17 protein-coding genes are annotated in these 17,901 nt (G+C 51.8%); 12 read left to right on the forward strand and 5 right to left on the reverse strand.

Features of this window, described 5'->3' with window-relative positions; all coding sequences use genetic code 11:
* The first annotated feature begins 201 nt into the window (after window positions 1-201).
* From B1728_RS31620 to B1728_RS31655, 8 genes are all read left to right on the forward strand, one after another.
* Window positions 202-1,788, forward strand: a complete 1,587-nt coding sequence (locus B1728_RS31620; protein ID WP_079914413.1) for a bifunctional metallophosphatase/5'-nucleotidase — start codon at window positions 202-204, stop codon at window positions 1,786-1,788.
* 64 nt (window positions 1,789-1,852) lie between these two features.
* Window positions 1,853-2,356, forward strand: coding sequence for a GNAT family N-acetyltransferase (locus B1728_RS31625; RefSeq protein WP_079914414.1), 504 nt, complete (start codon window positions 1,853-1,855; stop codon window positions 2,354-2,356).
* Window positions 2,357-2,467: 111 nt separating this feature from the next.
* Window positions 2,468-3,574: a histidinol-phosphate transaminase gene (gene hisC, locus B1728_RS31630; protein ID WP_079914415.1), complete on the forward strand. Its 1,107-nt coding sequence runs from the start codon at window positions 2,468-2,470 to the stop codon at window positions 3,572-3,574.
* A gap of 157 nt (window positions 3,575-3,731) precedes the next feature.
* The gene (locus B1728_RS31635) at window positions 3,732-4,520 is read left to right on the forward strand and encodes an alpha/beta hydrolase (protein WP_079914416.1); all 789 of its coding nucleotides are present in this window, start codon (window positions 3,732-3,734) and stop codon (window positions 4,518-4,520) included.
* Window positions 4,521-5,444, forward strand: a complete 924-nt coding sequence (gene pxpB, locus B1728_RS31640) for a 5-oxoprolinase subunit PxpB (protein ID WP_079914417.1) — start codon at window positions 4,521-4,523, stop codon at window positions 5,442-5,444. It abuts the gene before it with no gap.
* Window positions 5,441-6,460: a 5-oxoprolinase subunit C family protein gene (locus B1728_RS31645; protein WP_079914418.1), complete on the forward strand. Its 1,020-nt coding sequence runs from the start codon at window positions 5,441-5,443 to the stop codon at window positions 6,458-6,460. Before pxpB ends, B1728_RS31645 begins: the two co-directional genes overlap by 4 nt.
* Window positions 6,461-7,114: 654 nt before the next feature.
* On the forward strand, window positions 7,115-7,402 hold the full coding sequence (locus tag B1728_RS31650) for a CD3324 family protein (protein ID WP_079914419.1): 288 nt from the start codon (window positions 7,115-7,117) through the stop codon (window positions 7,400-7,402).
* 153 nt (window positions 7,403-7,555) lie between these two features.
* Window positions 7,556-8,341, forward strand: coding sequence for a LamB/YcsF family protein (locus B1728_RS31655; protein WP_079914420.1), 786 nt, complete (start codon window positions 7,556-7,558; stop codon window positions 8,339-8,341).
* Here B1728_RS31655 and B1728_RS31660 read toward each other — a convergent pair.
* Both B1728_RS31660 and B1728_RS31665 read right to left on the reverse strand, forming a co-directional pair.
* Entirely contained in the window at window positions 8,319-9,080 is a 762-nt protein-coding gene (locus tag B1728_RS31660) for a sulfite exporter TauE/SafE family protein (protein ID WP_079914421.1), read from the reverse strand. The two genes, B1728_RS31655 and B1728_RS31660, sit on opposite strands and share 23 nt — an antisense overlap.
* Before the next feature lie 212 nt (window positions 9,081-9,292).
* The gene (locus B1728_RS31665) at window positions 9,293-9,433 is read right to left on the reverse strand and encodes an N-acetylmuramoyl-L-alanine amidase (RefSeq protein WP_079914422.1); all 141 of its coding nucleotides are present in this window, start codon (window positions 9,431-9,433) and stop codon (window positions 9,293-9,295) included.
* 154 nt (window positions 9,434-9,587) lie between these two features.
* Here B1728_RS31665 and B1728_RS31670 point away from each other — a divergent pair, with 154 nt between their 5' ends.
* Window positions 9,588-9,962 (forward strand): gamma-glutamylcyclotransferase family protein, encoded by a 375-nt coding sequence (locus B1728_RS31670; RefSeq protein ID WP_079914423.1) that lies wholly within the window; start codon window positions 9,588-9,590, stop codon window positions 9,960-9,962.
* A gap of 4 nt (window positions 9,963-9,966) precedes the next feature.
* Here B1728_RS31670 and B1728_RS31675 read toward each other — a convergent pair whose 3' ends face one another.
* The gene (locus tag B1728_RS31675) at window positions 9,967-10,356 is read right to left on the reverse strand and encodes a hypothetical protein (RefSeq protein WP_079914424.1); all 390 of its coding nucleotides are present in this window, start codon (window positions 10,354-10,356) and stop codon (window positions 9,967-9,969) included.
* A 211-nt stretch (window positions 10,357-10,567) separates the two neighbouring features.
* On the opposite strand from B1728_RS31675, the gene B1728_RS31680 reads away from it, so the two are divergent.
* Both B1728_RS31680 and B1728_RS31685 read left to right on the forward strand, forming a co-directional pair.
* On the forward strand, window positions 10,568-10,948 hold the full coding sequence (locus B1728_RS31680) for a response regulator (protein WP_079914425.1): 381 nt from the start codon (window positions 10,568-10,570) through the stop codon (window positions 10,946-10,948).
* A 44-nt stretch (window positions 10,949-10,992) separates the two neighbouring features.
* Window positions 10,993-12,723 (forward strand): diguanylate cyclase, encoded by a 1,731-nt coding sequence (locus B1728_RS31685; RefSeq protein WP_256865596.1) that lies wholly within the window; start codon window positions 10,993-10,995, stop codon window positions 12,721-12,723.
* Window positions 12,724-12,806: 83 nt separating this feature from the next.
* On the opposite strand, the gene B1728_RS31690 is transcribed toward B1728_RS31685, so the two are convergent.
* Window positions 12,807-13,847, reverse strand: a complete 1,041-nt coding sequence (locus B1728_RS31690; protein WP_079914427.1) for a ribonucleotide-diphosphate reductase subunit beta — start codon at window positions 13,845-13,847, stop codon at window positions 12,807-12,809.
* Window positions 13,848-14,312: 465 nt separating this feature from the next.
* Complete coding sequence (locus B1728_RS31700; RefSeq protein ID WP_079914429.1) at window positions 14,313-16,538, reverse strand: ribonucleoside-diphosphate reductase subunit alpha; 2,226 nt, start codon at window positions 16,536-16,538, stop codon at window positions 14,313-14,315.
* A 579-nt stretch (window positions 16,539-17,117) separates the two neighbouring features.
* Between B1728_RS31700 and B1728_RS31705 the strand changes: the two genes are divergently transcribed.
* The gene (locus B1728_RS31705) at window positions 17,118-17,729 is read left to right on the forward strand and encodes a class I SAM-dependent methyltransferase (RefSeq protein ID WP_079914430.1); all 612 of its coding nucleotides are present in this window, start codon (window positions 17,118-17,120) and stop codon (window positions 17,727-17,729) included.
* Window positions 17,730-17,901: the final 172 nt, after the last annotated feature.

The following is a 17,901-nucleotide window of genomic DNA, read 5'->3' on the forward strand; positions in this document are numbered from 1 at the left end:
AATGTTAAGAAAGTACCTTGGCAGCCAAAAAATTTGTTAAAATAGGTCGTAATGAAATGAACCGGTACGAATGGTTGGTTTGAAAGCACTTCCATTTTTTTGCCGCGAGACCGCCGTAGACTATTGGAATTTTGAAGCCTGGCAAGGTTCATCCTAATTTGGAGAAAACAGAAAAAAGATAACGGAGATGATTCTTTTCCCATGACAAACGAACAAACCTGCACGATAACGATTTTGGAAACGAGCGATGTGCACGGGGCTTTGCTGCCTATCCAATACGCCAATAACCAGCCTACTTCCTTCGGGTTAGCCAAGCTTGCTTCCTTAATAAATAAGGAGCGGCGGAGCGGGGGACATGTCATCTACATAGATAATGGAGATTTGATCCAAGGGACTCCCCTTGCTTATCACCATGCCAAGCTGAACGCGGAAGCCCCGAATCCGATGATCAGCTGTATGAATGCCATTGGCTGCGATGCGGCTGTTATGGGAAACCACGAGTTCAACTATGGACTGGAGCTTCTTCAAAAGGCGGTGCGGGAATCGAGCTTTCCGTGGCTGAGCGCCAATATTGTCGATGCCAGGACGGGGGAGCCGTTCTTCGGCAAGCCGTACCGGCTGATCGAGCTTCCGGAAGGGATTCGCGTTGCGATCCTGGGGCTTACGACCCACTACATTCCTAATTGGGAGAAGCCGGAGCATATCGCAGGCCTGCACTTTGAAGATGCGTTCGAGGCTTGTGGTAAATGGGTGGCAAAAATACAGAAGGAAGAGCAACCTGATGTAATGATCGTCTCCTATCACGGGGGCTTTGAACGGAATTTGGTGTCGGGTGATCCGACTGAGCCTTTGACCGGGGAAAATGAAGGCTATGCCATGTGCCAAAATGTCCAGGGAATCGATGTGCTGCTGACCGGGCATCAGCACCGTACGATAGCGGACTGCAAGATCAATGGTGTCACCGTAGTTCAGCCGGGCAGCCAAGGGACGTATCTCGGAAAAGTGCAGCTTCAATTGACCAAGCGGGATGGCAAATGGAGCATAGCGCAGTCGTCCTCCGAGCTGTTGTCGCCTGAAGGAGTGGAGCCGGACAGCACTCTGCTCGACATCGTCGCTCCGCATGAAGCGCTGACCCAGGAGTGGCTGGACCGCCCTATCGGCAAGCTGCTCGGGGATATGAGAGTAACAGATCACATGGGAGTACGGATCAAGGAGCATCCGCTGATCGAGTTTATTAACAAAGTGCAGATGGAATTATCCGGCGCCCCGATCTCCAATACGGCATTGTTCGATAATATAGCTCCGGGGTTCCCGCCGGATATTACGATGCGCGACATCGTGTCGAATTATATTTATCCTAATACGCTCCAGGTCATTAGAATCAGCGGACAGGATATCAAGGACGCGCTGGAACGATCGGCCTCCTATTTTGAAACGTATGACGGGGAGTCAGTGAAGGTCAACCCTTCGTTCAGCGAGCCTAAACCGCAGCATTACAATTACGACATGTGGGAAGGCATTGAATATAAGCTCAACATTTCCCGTCCGGAAGGGGAACGCGTCGTCATGCTGCAGTATCAAGGCAAGCCGCTGGATATGCACGCCCAGTATGATGTCGTTATGAACAATTACCGCGCGGGCGGCGGCGGCAATTATATCATGTTCCAAGGCAAGCCTGTCGTACGCGACATTCCGACAGATATGGCGGAGCTGCTAGCCATCTACATTATGGAGAGAGGAACGATCGAGGCTTCCTTGAACTCCAATTGGGAGGTTATTTGGGACTGAGTGGTCCACTCCCCCCTCGCAATTTGTATAATGGGAAGGGCGATAAGGAAAGGAGGTCGGACGAATGGTGATTCGCAAGCTGACGCCAGCCGATGCCGAGCGGTACAGGGACATCAGACTCAGGTCACTTAAGGAGCATCCGGATGCATTTTTGACTACTTATGAGCTAGAAATTACGAAGCCGCTGGAAACCATTCGTCATAACCTTCAGCCTACCGCCGGTAAGTTTACATTGGGGGCTTTCTCGGACGAAGGGGAACTGGCCGGCGTAGTGACATTGGTCCGTGAGAGCAATCCGAAGCTCAGGCATAAAGCGAATCTATACGCCATGTATGTAGCTCCGGAATACCGTAAACAAAGGCTGGGTCAGGCACTGGTATCGGCACTGCTGATGGAGGCTAAGACTTGTGCGGGCTTGGAAAGAGTCCATTTGACGGTTATCTCCAGCAACCAAGCGGCCAAACGGCTCTATGAATCGCTGGGCTTCGTATGCTACGCGACGGAAAAACAAGCGTTAAAGATCGACGGAGCTTACTGGGATGAGGATTTCCTATCGATTCGAGTATAGATTGGAAGACTTCTTAGGAAGTCTTTTTTTGATTTGATACTTTACTAAATTAATGTATTAATGTATTATCGAATTGTAGTGATAAAGTAAACGATAAGGAGATCGTGTACCATGAACCCAACCATTCAAGTGAAAGCGCGCAAGGCATTGAATCATATGAAGCCGTACTCTCCCGGCAAGCCGATATGGGAAGTACAGCAAGAGCTCGGCATCGATAAGGTCATCAAGCTGGCATCCAATGAAAACCCGCTTGGGGCTTCCCCCAAGGCGGTAGAGGCGATAATTGCCTACTTGCCGGAAATTCATCGTTATCCGGACGCGAGCACCAAGGGGCTGAACGAGGCTATCGCTGCCCAGCTGCAGCTGACTCCCGATCAGCTTATCGTAACGAATGGAGCCGACGAGCTGATCAAGCTGGTGGCGGAGGCTTTTTTGGAGGAGGGAGATGAGGTTGTCGTACCGCATCCGTCATTCAGCGAATACGAGTTCGGGGCTCACCTGATGGGAGCTGTCCCTGTTCCGGTTCCGCTTGACGAAAGCTATCAATATCATGTGGAGGATCTGCTGTCCGCCGTTACGGAACGAACCAAGATGGTATTCTTATGCTCGCCGAATAATCCGACTGGTACGTACTTATCCCGTGAAGATCTTCGGCGATTGCTCAACGCATTGCCTAAGGATGTGCTTGTCATGTACGACTCCGCGTACAGTCACTTTGCTTCGGCCGAAGACTATACGGACGGCCTTGAGTTTGTACGGGAAGGAAATCCGGTCATCGTGCTCCAGACCTTTTCCAAAATCTATGGATTGGCAGGCATCCGTGTTGGTTTTGGGGCAGCGCCTGCTCCTATCATAGCAAGCATTTTGCAGGTTAAAGAGCCTTTCAATGTCAACGCTTTGGCTCAAGAGGCAGCAAAGGCAGCCATTGCAGATACGGAGCATGTCGAGGCGTCCCGTCGCGTGAATGCCCTCGGCCGGGAACAGCTGTACGAGGCTTTTCGCGTGTTGGGATTGTCTTATACCGAAAGTATGACGAACTTTATTCTTGTGAAGCTTGGCCCTGACGCGAAGGAGCTGTATGGGCGTCTTATGGAGCTTGGGGTGATCGTACGCTACGGCGGCACATGGGGGATGCCGGAGCATATTCGCGTAACTGTAGGGACCCAAGAAGAAAATGATTTCTTCATCCGTCAGCTGACTTCCTTATTGGGGGAATAGCGGATCGCTGCGGTCCGGCCTGCATTGCTGCGATGCGGCAATGAAGCGAAAGTTGCTGCCTCCGGAGTATTCAAGAATTGCCCCCAATATAGTATGATTTAAGCAGGAAGCCATTTTTAGGCAATGATGCTGATAATCTTAGAGGGGGAACTGTGGAATGAGTATGCTGTTATGGCCAAACGGAACACCGAACGCGCTAGGGGAAGAGCCGGAGGATAAACCGACTCTGGTCCCATATCTTGTAGAAGGAGAAGAACCGACAGCCGCAGTCGTCGTTTGTCCGGGTGGAGGCTATGCCCGTAGAGCCCAGCACGAAGGGGAGCCTGTAGCGCTGTGGTTGAATTCTTTAGGGATCTCCGCCTTCGTCGTTCATTACCGCGTCGCTCCTTACCGTCATCCGAATCCGCTTATGGATGCGCAGAGAGCGATCCGTACGGTGAGAAGCAACGCCAAGCAATGGAATATCGATCCGAATCGGGTAGGGATTCTGGGATTTTCGGCCGGAGGGCACGTGGCGGGATCTGCCGGTACCCAATATGATGCCGGTCGTCCGGATGCAGAGGACCCGATTGAACGCGAAAGCAGCCGCCCGGACCTGTTAGTGCTTTGTTATGCGGTGATCAGCTTCGGCACCTATGCTCATAAAGGCTCGCTGAACAATTTGCTGGGAGAGTCTCCGGATCCGTCTTTGGTGGAGCTTATGTCCCATGAATTGCAGGTGACGGAGGATACGCCGCCGACATTTTTGTGGCATACGGCCGATGATGCTTCGGTACCGGTAGAGAACAGCCTTCTGTTCGCATCGTCCCTCAGCCGCAATCGCGTGCCGTTCGAGCTTCATGTCTTTGAAAGCGGCCGCCACGGCTTGGGTCTGGCAGCAGAACAGCCAGGGGTCAAGGCATGGACGGATGTATGCGCATCGTGGCTGAAGCAGCGCGGATTCTAAATGGACGAAAGCGATTGGAAGAGCGGGGGCGAACGGAAAGCCGCTGTGGAGCGGACTTATCCGGCTCAATCGCTGCAATATGAGCTGTACCCGCTTGGGGAACAGGCGGTTGTCATTCGTTGGGACGGAGAAATCAGCGAACCGATGCTGGATGTCGTCAGCGCAGCCGTTCGCTGTCTGGAGCATGACCCTGGCCCGGCTGTCGTTGAATTCGTCAGAGCCTACAGGACGGTGACCGTCTATTATGATCCTGTAGCGTTATATATCGATAAGCAAGCTTATCGGGAGGAAACAGCTTCTTCACACAGCAGTGTGCAGGGCGGAGAATTGAAGCCGGATGTGTCGCTTGCCGGAAAAGAGCCTTCTCCTTATGAGCTCATGTGCAGCTGGATAAGAGGGCGGCTGAAGCTGCTAGATGTAACGATAAGCGAAATGGAGAACGAAGGACGCCAAGCTCTTCGTGTGGTTCCCGTCTGCTTCGGAGGTGCATTCGGGCCGGATTTGCCGGCGCTATCGGCCCAAGCTGGCATTACGGAGAAAGAGACGATAGAACGGTACTGTTCTGTATTGTACACCGTCTATATGGTCGGTTTCACCAACGGCTTTCCCTATATGGGCGGACTCCCTGAGTCTCTAGCCATGCCGAGGCGAGCCCATCCGAGGCAGCTTGTGCCGGAAGGAACGGTGGGCATCGCCGGGATGCAGACCGGCATTTATCCGGTGGCATCCCCCGGCGGCTGGCAGCTGATCGGACGAACGCCTCTTCGTCTGTTCGACCCTTGGAGAGCGCAGCCTTCCCTGTTTCAGGCTGGCGACCGGGTTCGTTTCAGGCCCATATCGGAAGCGCAGTTTGTCGCCCTGGAAGACGCCCCCTCCGATGGTGACGGATGGGAGAGGTTTGTGGAACAGGAGGATGCGCGATGACGATCGAGGTGCTGCATCCCGGCATGCTGACGACGGTACAGGATGAAGGGCGCTTCGGCCTGCGCGGCGTGGGCGTCGTGACAAGCGGGGCCATGGACCGGTTCGCCCTTCAGGCGGCGAACCTGCTTGTCGGCAACGAGCGCGGCGCGGCTGCGCTCGAAATGACCCTCACGGGCGCGACGCTCGTATTTCACGACGACGCGCTCGTGGCTCTGTGCGGCGCGGACATGGACGCCCGCGCCGATGAGGGGCCGCCGCTGCCCGGCTGGCGGCCTGTGCTCGTGCGCAGCGGCACCGTGCTGCGCTTCGGCCGCGCGCTCCGCGGGGCGCGCGCGTGCCTGGCCGTGGCGGGCGGCATCGCCGTGCCCGCCGTGCTCGCCAGCCGCAGCACGCACGTGCCGTCGCGGCTCGGCGGCTTTGCCGGGCGTGCGCTGCAGCCGGGAGACCGGCTGCAGGCTGGCGCGCCTTCGGCGGCCGCCCTCGCGCTCGCGGCCCGCTTGGCCGCGGCTGCGCCAGAGGCGCCGATCGCCCCCGCTGCGTGGGCGATCGCGCCGAGCGCGCGTCCGCCGTATGCGGAGCAACCGGCGGTGCGCGTGACCCGCGGGCGTGAGGCGGAAGCGATGACAGGCGGCAGCCTGCACAGCTTCTTCACCACGCCCTACAGCATAACCCCTCAGTCGGACCGCATGGGCTACCGACTGGCAGGCGCGCGGCTCGAGGAAGCCGAGCCGCGTGAAATGATCTCGGAAGCCGTGACGATGGGCACGGTTCAAGTACCGCCTGGCGGCCAGCCGATTGTGCTAATGGCCGATGCCCAGACGACGGGCGGCTATCCGCGCATCGCCCAGGTCGCCGCCGCCGATCTGCCGCTGCTGGCCCAGCTGAAGCCGGGAGGAACCGTTCGCTTCCGGGAAATCACCCTGCAGGAAGCGCAATCGCTCTACATCCGGCAGCAGCTTGATTTGCGCCGGCTGGAGCAGCTTGTCCGACTGAAGGCAGGGGCGTCGATGCCGTAGGATGCTATTCTTTTATCATAAGGCCATAAGGAGAAATTCATTATAACCATTCTTTCGCTTGAGACAGCCTGGCAAATATGAGTAAATAGTATTGTAGCAGGCCAGCTAACACTCAAGGAAAGGAGTGATCAGTGCAATGAACACACAACCGGAGGTGGTCTCTGCGTAAGCAGAGGCTCCATAACCAGGGGAGGCCTTCAAGCCTCCCTCTATTTTTCCAAAATAGCGAATAGACATGAAGACCTTGAATAAGGTATAATCAATTAGGAAGTAAATGGAATCATGAAAATATACGAAAGGAGTGGCGTTCGATGTTCGACTTCACAACAACTATTAAAAAAGGGTTTTGGCTGAATTGAATAAGCATTTTCCCATCACCGTCACCTGACGTCATTGACATGAACCATGACATATAATATGGCTCCCAGGCACGATACGGCAGATCGTGTTTTTTTGTTTTCATGTATTGACCCTGACGTTTACAACAACTCGGCGCAACCTCGTACAGCAGGTTGTGTGGAGTAAAGCTCTGCGGAGGCTTTTATGAAAGTGGAAAGCTTAGCAGAGTAAAACTCTTAGGAGGTGTAAAGATGAAAATGCTTATCTCTTTCACGGCGGCGCTAGCGACTAATGCACGGAAGGAGGATTTCATCGATGGGGTACAAAAACGGAAAAGATATTCTTCCCCCTAGTCTGCTGAAACAGCTGCAGGACTATATTCAGGGCGAGATTATCTATATCCCGAAAAAAGAACAGACGCGTGCAGGCTGGGGAGAAAACAACGGAACACGTCTTACGATCCAGCGGCGCAACCATGAAATATACCGCCTCTATGAGAACGGTTCAACCGTTCTGGAGCTGATTCAAAAATTCCATCTGTCTGAGGACAGCATTCGCAAAATTATCGTTAAAACCCGCGTTGCGGTTGCCCGCCAGCACTAGCTGTCGAGGGAAGCCGAACGGGTTCTATATATACGAAAAAAAGCCCTTTAGGATCTCCTAAGGCTTTTTTTCATTCTTGAGGCAATGCACGGCAGGTTATCTGCCTGGAGAGCCAACCCGCAGGGAGAATTTTGAACTAAGGAGACGAATACGATGAGTCCTTTATGGATTGATCTCAATTGCGATATGGGCGAAAGCTTTGGGGCCTATCGCATAGGAATGGATGAAAGGCTGATGCCCTATATCACATCGGCCAATATTGCTTGCGGATTTCATGCAGGCGATGCGGCCGTGATGCGAAGAACGGTCCGGGCGTGCAAGGCAAATCACGTCGCGATCGGAGCGCATCCCGGTCTTCCGGACCTGAACGGCTTTGGGCGAAGGGAGATGCGTATTACACCGGATGAAGCCTATGAGATGGTCATTTATCAGATTGGTGCCTTAATGGGGTTTGTCCGATCCGAGGATGCGGTCCTGCGGCATGTGAAGCCGCACGGGGCCCTATATAATATGGCAGCGGCCGATTCTGCGTTGGCCGAGGCGATTGCCGAAGCCGTGTACCGGGTCGATCCGGGGCTGATTTTGTTCGGATTGGCGGGAAGCGAGCTTACCAAAGCCGGTATTCGCCGTGGGCTGCTGGTTGCGGAGGAAGCGTTCGCGGACCGAACCTACCGTGCGGATGGAACATTAACCCCGCGTTCCGAGGCTAATGCCGTCCTGCAGGATTCGGTTGAAGCGGCGGAGCAAGCGCTCCTTATCGTAAGGGATGGATTGGCATGGACCGGCGACGGCGGTACTATCAGCATAGCAGCCGACACGGTATGCATTCATGGGGACAGCCCGCATGCGCTTGAATTTGCCATAGCAATAAAGCAGCGATTGGAGCAGGAGGGCGTTGTCGTCAGCGCGCCTAACCTCAAACCATTTTCAAACCGCTGATCAGAATGATGGCAGCCATAATCGTCCGCAGCGGTTTGCCCGGCAGCTTTGCCGACAGGCCGCTTCCCAGAAGGACGCCGGGTACGGAACCTGCGAGGAGATTGAAGGCCAGATGATAATCGATATTGCCGAACCCTGCATGCATAATGCCGGCTGCGGAGACCAGCAAAAAGGCATGTGCGATATCGGTTCCCACCAATTCGGCCGCACCCATGCGGAAGAAGAACATCATGGCCAGGGCGAATAACGATCCCGAGCCGATCGAGGTCATCCCGACGATGAAGCCCAATGCGACACCGATGCCGATCGTCATCCATTTCTTTTCCTCGTCGGATTTCTCCTGCCATCGATTCGTGCTGAAGCGGCTGATCCACTGTTTGGCGATGCTCAGAATCGCGACCACGATCAGAACGATGCCGAGCGTATGCTTGATAACCGTCTCTTGAATCTCGTGCAGCGGCGGATACAGCTCCAGCAGCAGAATTGCGGCAATGGCGCTTGGAATGCTGCCGAAGGCCAAATACTTGGTTACCTTGAAGTTGATCGTCTTTTGCCGGTAATGCTGAATACTGCCGAACAGCTTCGTAATCGAGTTGTAGAACAAATCCGTAGCGACAGCAACGGTTGGTTGAATCCCCAATAATACAAGAAGAGGGGTTAGTAATGCAGCTCCCCCTACACCCGTCAAGCCGACCAAAAGGCCGACGAACAGCCCCATTAATGCAATGCTCCAGTCCATGATTTCCACCCCATGCATTTGAATGCTTTGAAAGTTATAGCCTTATTATAATTCCTAGTAAGATTATCGGCAATATGTGTTTTTAAGAAAATGGCATTTTTTTCTTCGATAAGCTAACTTACTATATGAGGGCGAATATCTCTAGGTGAACGATGACATGCAAAAAAACGCCGGCTTCGCAGATGAAAACGGCGTTGGGCGAGGAATTGAAGTTATTCTTCCGGCTGTCCGGATGCTTTGCGCAGTTCATTGGCCAGACGGTGGAATTCGGCTTGCGCTTCTTCGGAATCGGTGCAGCTGTAGGCGGCGGAAAGGAACAAAATGATTTTGTTAGCGTCTTCTTTACTGAGCATCGGATCATCCCCTTCTTCCCAGGCTGTATTTTATGAATATAATACAAAGTATGCTGCCGCTCGCGAACGGCGACGGCTAACGGTCGAAGGGGTATGAAAGTATGAGAGCCCCGCTCAAGTCACAGAAAAGCCGCGCTAGAGGAGGGAAACGAATATGATCTGGATATTTGTTTACGGGACCCTGCTGCAGGGAGAAATTAATCATGAAGTGGCCAAGCCCTATGTGGAACAGCTTGAAAAAGGATGTGTCAGGGGGACGCTCTACAATTATGGACCTTACCCTGGGCTAGTGCTTGCTGGAGGAGGCTCGGTTGAAGGGGAGTGGCTGCTTGTCTCGGAGGAGGGGCTCGTTCAGTTGGATGGGCTGGAGGATTATCATGGACCGGGGCAGCTTAACGATTACGAGAGAGTGTGGGTTCACGATGCGCTGCGGCCGGAACGCGAAGGATGGGTGTATGTTTGGAATGACAGCCGGGGGTGTCCACCGATTACGGACGGTTCATGGCGCACCCGCCGTAAGGAAGCATAACGGCTTACATTCTTCTGGAATGCAGGCTGCGGCTCCAGTCATCCGATTCGGATTTGCTGATGATTTCGGTCATTCTAACGACGACGCCCTTGGCTTCATCTTCTCCATGGACTTCTATTAGCTGTTCGTACGTTAAATCGTTATGGATCAGCTTGCGTCTGACCATCGTATCGGTATACCATGCCTCCGTGATGGCAAAAAGGCCCTCTTTGGTGAGCCACACCTCATGATAGCAGCGTTCTTCCTCGTTGTGGGGCTTCATGGTCATGTAGTATGCTGAAATAGGAATTCTTGGATCGGATATGCGTTGGTTAAAGACAGAGCCGGAAGAAACCGGTTGGCCGAAGGAGACGTATTTAGTCAGCTTTTTTATTAACAAATCAACGTGTTCCAATGACTAGCTCTCCTTTCAATAGTTCTAAATAACTAATATTGCTAAAGAAATGATAAAATCCGATTGCTGCTTTATTGTAGCATAGTTCTAATGGAGTAGAAAACTAATTTTTCCAACTGAAGATGTAGAAGTTTGTATTTTTGCACCGAAATGAGGTTGGAAAATGATATAATGATAAGCAAATTGCTGAGGAAATTGAGGGGAAACCTGCATGTCCGATTACCGTATTTTATTAGCGGATGATGAATTAGCGCTTCGTTTTTTATTGACTGAGACTTTGACGGATGAGGGATATGACATTACGGAAGCCGAGGATGGAAAACAAGCGCTGTCCCATATACAAAGCACGCGTTATGATCTTATTATTCTCGATTATATGATGCCGGAGCTGACGGGTGTAGAAGTATGCGAATGGCTGCGTACCCACGACAATCCCAATCAAGCCGCTCCGGTAATCCTGTTGACAGCCAAAGCGCTGGAAAAAGACCGGGAGCGGGCAAAACAGGCCGGGGTCAGCACATATATCGTAAAACCGTTCAGTCCCCTTCAATTGATTGAGGTGGTGCAGCAGCTAATAGAAGGCGGACCGTAACGTGCTACATATCATCTATTTTGAAATGACTGGAAGTGAAAGGTTTGCGTCAACTATCGCCTGAGGAACGCTTGCAAAAGGAAGCAAGACTGATGAAAGAAGGGCGTAAGCGGTATGTGAGTGAGCTCCGCAAACAGCTGAAGGAGCTGCATGACGTTAGTGAGGTTCATGAATCCGGGCGCACGCTTGCGGCAGCCAAGCGGATCTATAGATTGGTTCATACCATGAAAGGCAGTTCGTCTGTTTTCGGTTTTATGCGCATCGGTCTTGTAGCCGAGAAACTGGTTCGCTTATGGGAATGGACTCAAAGGACGGACGACGGCTGGGATCATGCCCAAATCGCGGCAGAGTTCCAGCTCTGCGTACAGGCCGGGGCTAAGTGGAAGCAGCAGCTGCTGATGGAATTTGATCTTTACTGTCAGGAGATGGATTTGGACGAGCAGCAGGAGCAGTTCGGAAAAATTACGCTGGCGCCATCGGGAGGAAGACTGCTGATCATTGATGATGACGATGCTCTTCGTTCTTATCTGGTGAGGCGTCTTAAGCTCGAGGGCTATGAAGTGGACCATGCGTCGGACGTAGGGACCGCCCAGAAGCTGCTGCGAGAGCATAATTACGATTTGATTACATTGGATTTGATGATGTATCCGCAGTCCGGTTACGAATTGTTTGAATTCGTGAAGGAGGATCCTACGCTGAAATGGGTCCCGCTTGTGGTGCTTTCCGGACGGGACGATATTCACGATAAAGTACGCTGCTTTTATTTGGGTGCCGATGACTTTGTCACGAAGCCTTTTCAATATGAGGAGTTGAGCGCACGCATCTACAGCCTTCTGAAACGAACGAAAAATTTTGAGCAGATGGCTTTTCGCGACCCGCTGACCGGGATCTATAACCGGCGCTTTTTCGATCATCAAATTCAAGTGGAGCTTCAGCGCATCAGCCGTTATCCGGCGCCGATCTCGCTTGTTTTTATCGATATCGACAGGTTCAAAAGCATTAACGATACGCATGGCCACCATGTAGGGGATTTGGTACTACAGGGCTTGGCTCATATTCTGCAAAAAAATCTACGCTCCACCGATCTGATCGCGCGCTTTGGCGGGGAGGAGTTTGTCGTGGTCCTTCCGGGAAGCACGGCTCAGGATGCGCAAAAAACGATAGAGTCCATCCTGCAGCAGATTCGTACGGAGCCTGTGGCTCAGAACGATGGACAGACCTTCCATATTACGTTCTCGGCAGGCGTGTCCGCATGGTCCGAAGGGATGACGATTGAAGAATGGATTCAGCGATCCGATGATGCGATGTATGCCGCCAAACAAGGCGGGAGAGACCGCGTGATGATTTATGTCGATGAGATGGGGGATCCGTGCAGCTCGCCATCGGAAGGAACCGAGGAGCGCCGCCCGACGGTCTTGATTGCTGATGATGACCGCATTCTAAGGTCCATTCTGGTTTCGAAGCTGCAGCATCTTCCGGTGACCTTCCTGGAAGCGTCGGATGGGGAAGAGGCTTACGGCATTCTAACACGCCAGTCCGTTGATGTATGTGTGCTGGACGGCGTGATGCCTCGTTTGGGAGGCTTCGAACTGCTGGAGCGATTCGGGCAGGAAGGCTCGATACCTCCGAATTTGTCCATCCTTATGCTCTCGGGGAGAAGCCGAGAGGATGAACCGGCGAAAGGGCTGCCTGCCGGAGTCGATATTTTCATGCATAAGCCGTTTTCCATGGTAGAGCTTGAGATGAAGGTGAAGCAGCTGTTGAAGCTGCCGTAAGGCAGAACCGCGTTCTAATTTCTAGAGCCGATATAAAAAGAACACCCCCATGCTTCCAGAGGGAAGAAGGGGGTGTATTTGTTTTACAGATCATCCCAGTTCATGTTGGATGATTTGCTGTAGTTCGTTACTTTTTGCTCGAAGAAGTCGGTTTTGATGCCGTTCATATTACTGAACGTTTCGACCCATTTCATCGGATGCTCCACAACTTCCGGGAACAAAATTTCGAGACCGAGGTTTCTTAAACGCTCATTGGACAAGTACTTGATATATTGATCGATGATTTCGTTGCTGAGACCGCTGATGTTATTGTTGGTAATGTATTGGCCCCATTCGATTTCATGGTTCACGGCGGTTTTCATCATTTGACGAAGCTCTTCGATCAGCTCGTCGGTGAAAATATCCGGATTTTCCTTGCGGATTTCCCGGAAAATATTTTGGAACAACGCCAGATGTGTCAGCTCGTCACGCTGAATGTATTTGATTTCGGATACGGTGCCGAGCATTTTGCCCTGACGTCCGAGCGCGTAGAAGAAGCTGAAGCCGCTGTAGAAGTAGATGCCTTCCAGAATATAGTTCGCCATAATGGTTTTCATCAGATTCTTCGTGGAAGGATCTTCGACAAAGTTTTCATACAGGTCGGTGATGAACCGGTTCCGGCGCAGCAAATGCTTGTCTTCACGCCATTGGTTATAGATATCGTCACGTGCCTCGGCTGAAACTACGCTGTCGAGAATGTACGAGTAGCTTTGGCTGTGAACGGCTTCCTGGAACGTCTGTACCGTCAGGCACAGATTCACCTCGGGCGCCGTAATATACTCGTTAATGTTAGGCAGATTTGCCGTTTGCAGCGAATCCAGGAAGATCAGGAAGCTGATGATTTTGTCATAGCTTTGACGCTCATGAGGCGACAAAAATTTGTAGTCCTTGGCGTCCTGCGCCAAAGGAATTTCTTCCGGAATCCAGAAGTTGTTCATCATTGTGCGATACATTTTCGTCGCCCAATCGTACTTCACGTTGTTCAGCTCAATCAGGTTCGTCGTATTGCCGCCGATCATGCGGCGTTTTCCCCAGTCACGGTCTCCGTGCTCGTTAAACAGTTTTTTCTTCTGTAATTGGTCCAAGAAGAGCTACCCCCTAAATCCCCCTGCAAGGGGGACCCCATGGGGCTCTGCCCCCTGGACCCCCTCGGCTGTGGGAGTTACTTTTTGTTGGTTTGGAGCGCGTTCGTACCCCATCCCCCGGCTCTGGCTGCGCCATTTGCCGGGGGATGGGGTACACGCTTTACGTTGGTGCGATGGTGCATTTTGGTGTTAGGTTGGTGCAATTGGGCGCTTACGTAAGTGCCTGTTCATTCGCTGACGCTTATGAACGGGGCACCTACACGCTTAACGTTTTGAGGGTTGGGGCAGGGGAGGAAGGGCGGGCAGTTCGCTATCGCTGCTGCCAAAAACCTAACCCCCCAGAACCCGAAAACCCGAAAACCCGAAAACCCGAAAACCAGAAAAGCATTAAGGGCGAGGCAGTACGCTTTGCTGCTGCCGGACCCTAATTGATGCCTAGCTTACTATGGCTGCAATATGATTTCATTATGCAGAACAGCTTACGCAATCTTCCACTTCAAGGCTTTTATTCCGTACGTAGTATACGGTTTTCAAGCCGTTTTCCCAAGCGGCCATGTACAGCTCCAGGAATTCCTTGGCAGAAAGCTCAGGAGTGATGTACAGGTTGAACGATTGAGCCTGGTCAATATGACGCTGGCGTACGCCAGCGGCCTTGATGCTCCAATGCTGGTCGATACGATGAGCTTCCTTGTAGAACCACATCGTTTCGGCGTTCAGGTTTGGAGCGGTTTGCGGGATGACCGCATTTTTCTTTTCTTCTACGAAGAACTTGTTGAAGATCGGGTCGATACCTGCGGTAGAACCGGCGATCAACGAGGTAGAAGCGGTAGGAGCGATAGCGAACATCCAGGCGTTACGTACGCCGTGCTTGACTACCTGCTCTTTCAATTCGAGCCATTCCGGGCTGTTATAGCCGCGGTCATCGAAATAAGCGCCGGTTTGCCATTCGCTGCCCTCGAATACTTTGTAGGCGCCTTTTTCTTTGGCAATTTCCATCGAAGCTTTGATTGCGTAAAAGTTCATCCACTCATACACTTCATTAGCTTTAGCGATATGCTCATCGGATTCCCATTGAATCTTCAGCTGAGCCAGCATTTGATGATAACCGCTGGAGCCGAGGCCAACAGCGCGGTATTTTTTATTCGTAATTTCCGCTTGCGGGATCGGATAATGATTCAAATCGATGACGTTGTCCATCATGCGCATTTGCGTTGTAACGACGCGTTCGATATCTTCCTTCGTATACACGCGTCCCAGGTTCAGGGAAGACAGGTTGCACACGACAAAATCGCCGCTCTTCACTTGATTCGTAATAATGCCGTCTTCATGGAAACTTTGAACCAGCTCGGTCGGGCTCATGTTCTGGCAAATCTCGGTGCACAGATTGGAGCAATAAATCATGCCCGCGTGCTTATTAGGGTTAGCACGGTTGACGGTATCGCGGAAAAACAGGAACGGAGTTCCCGTCTCGAACGAGCTCGTCATAATGCGCTTCATGATATCGATAGCCGGAATTTCTTCTTTGGAAATTTTATCGTCGTTCACGCAATCCCAGTAGCGGCGCTCCCATTCCTCGCCCCAGCTGTCCTCGATCGAGTAGCCTTTCGCTTTACGAACCTCATGAGGGTCGAACAAGTACCAGGTGCCTCTTTCCTTCACTGTTTTCATGAACAAATCCGGGATACAAACGCCAGGGAAAATATCGTGAGCCTTCATACGATCGTCGCCGTTGTTAGTTTTCAGGTTCAGGAAATCGAGAATATCCTTGTGCCATACGTCCAGGTAGATAGCTACCGCACCGGAGCGGACGCCTAATTGATCTACGGCGATAGCCGTGTTGTTGTAGTTTTTGATCCACGGCACGACGCCGCCTGCAACGTTCTTATAACCGCGAATGTTGGAGCCGCGGCTGCGAACCTTGCCGACATAGATTCCCATGCCGCCGCCATGCTTGGATACCTGGGCGAAGCTTTGGTCCACGTTGTAAATGCCCCACAGATTATCCGGCACCGTATCGATAAAGCAGCTGGACAGCTGATGCAGCGGCTTGCGGGCATTGGCGAGCGTCGGTGTAGCGACGGTCATTTCCAGGTTGCTCAGCACATCGTAGAACTGCTTGGCCCATTTGAGCTTGTCCGTTTCCTTCATAGCCAGATGCATGGCGACACCCATGAACAGCTCCTGCGGCAGCTCCAGCACTTCTTTGTCCATGCCGCGAATCAGGTAGCGGTCAGCCAATGTTTTGAGACCGATATAGTTTAAGAGATAATCGCGCTCCGGTTTGATGTAAGCGCCCAGCTCTTGAATATCTTCCTTTGTATAATGCTCGAGTATGTATTTTCCATACAATCCCATATCAGTTAAGTAAGTGATGAGGGAGTACAAGTCGCCATAGCCAAAATGGCCGTATTTACGATTCAAACGGGCTTCCTTGTACAAATCGTAGGTGAGAAGCTTCGCAGCGACGTACTGCCAGTTCGGCTGCTCGACGCTTGTTTTTTCCACGGCTACCTGGATAAGCAAACGCTGAATTTCTTTCGTTGAAATCCCGTTGCGGAACAAAGGCAGCAATGCGGTTTCCAGCTCGAGCTGATCGCATTCCGGATATGTTTCGCAAGCGAAATCGATAACCTTCTTCATTTTGGAGAAAACAAGCTCTTCTTTCGTTCCGTCTCTCTTTACGATAATCATCTAAAACCTACTCCTTTTTTTGAGCGAAGATGGGAAAAATGCGCATTGAAAAAGCATGCAGCCCTGCTTAAAGCGGGCGCATGCCAGCAGCTAAGGTGGCCATGCATCGTTGTGGCGCGGGTTCCTTAAGGCCCATGGCTGAATCTATGAAACCGCGTGAAAGCGAAATGTGTCGTTTGTGAGAGATATTCCCACAATATATAGTTGTCTTTGAAGACATAAATAGAATTTACCTCAATATATGGTGGGTGTCAAATGAATATTTTTCGACAAGTTTCATGCCTTCCGAGGCCATTTGATAGGCTGTAAACAGCCGAATTCCTTTTGATAGGGGCGATTCCGAGCCTTCATCGGATGTAGCTTCTGCATAAAAAGATAGATTTTCAAGAAGAAAAATAGGAGCTTAGACCTACTAGCTTCTTCTGCCAAAAAGCTGATGCCAGTCCAATATAAGCAAGATCATAATGAGGAGCCATTTCGGATCATAAAAGGTTCAATAATGATGTTCACGAAAGGAAGGAATTTCTAACACGACAACGAATATATGTTCGTATATCTGAAAAGGTGGGAGGATCAAGGATGTCGTTATCTTTCAAAAAAGAGCTGGCCCAAGCTTATGATGCGGATGCCGTACGCCGTTCACATTCATCCATGTCGGACTGGAAGGCAGTGGAAAGGGATTTGTTCATAGAGCGTCTGCGAAAAAATGGAGGAGGGAGCGTGCTTGAGATAGGGGCCGGGACCGGCAGAGACAGCTTTTATTTCCAGCAGTGCGGGTTGGAGGTGACCTGTATTGATTTATCCGAAGAAATGGTCCGTCATTGCAAGGAGAAGGGGCTGAATACGGCTGTGATGGACTTTTATCAGCTGGAGTTTCCTGACCGATCGTTTGACGCCGTCTATGCGCTGAACTGCCTGCTGCATGTGCCCAAACAAGAGCTGGGTCAGGTGCTTGCGGAAATTCGCAGAGTGCTTAAACCCAATGGCCTCTTTTATATGGGGGTATACGGAGGGCGCGACTCGGAGGGGATCTGGGAGAGTGACGTGTGCGAGCCGAAACGGTTCTTTTCGTTCTATACCGATGCGGCCATTCAGGAGGCTGTGAAACCGTACTTCAAGCTCGATTCTTATCGCATAGTCCCTCTTCAGCAGGACGAGCTGCATTTTCAATCCCTCTTCCTATTACCATAAAAAAGAAGCCCTGCAGCTTTTGCTGCAGGACAAGTTATTAAAAAACTGGTTTTGCACGAACGATGCTGCAAACGGAGGCGGGGTATGCCTTGGAGGAGCGATAGCGACCGCCTCTGTTCTCGGAAAATACCCGCTGTAGAGCGAATATAATCGAAATTTTCCGAGAACAACC

Origin of the sequence: Paenibacillus sp. 32352 (genome assembly GCF_002042965.1) — a bacterium.
Lineage (GTDB): Bacteria > Bacillota > Bacilli > Paenibacillales > NBRC-103111 > Paenibacillus_S > Paenibacillus_S vulneris.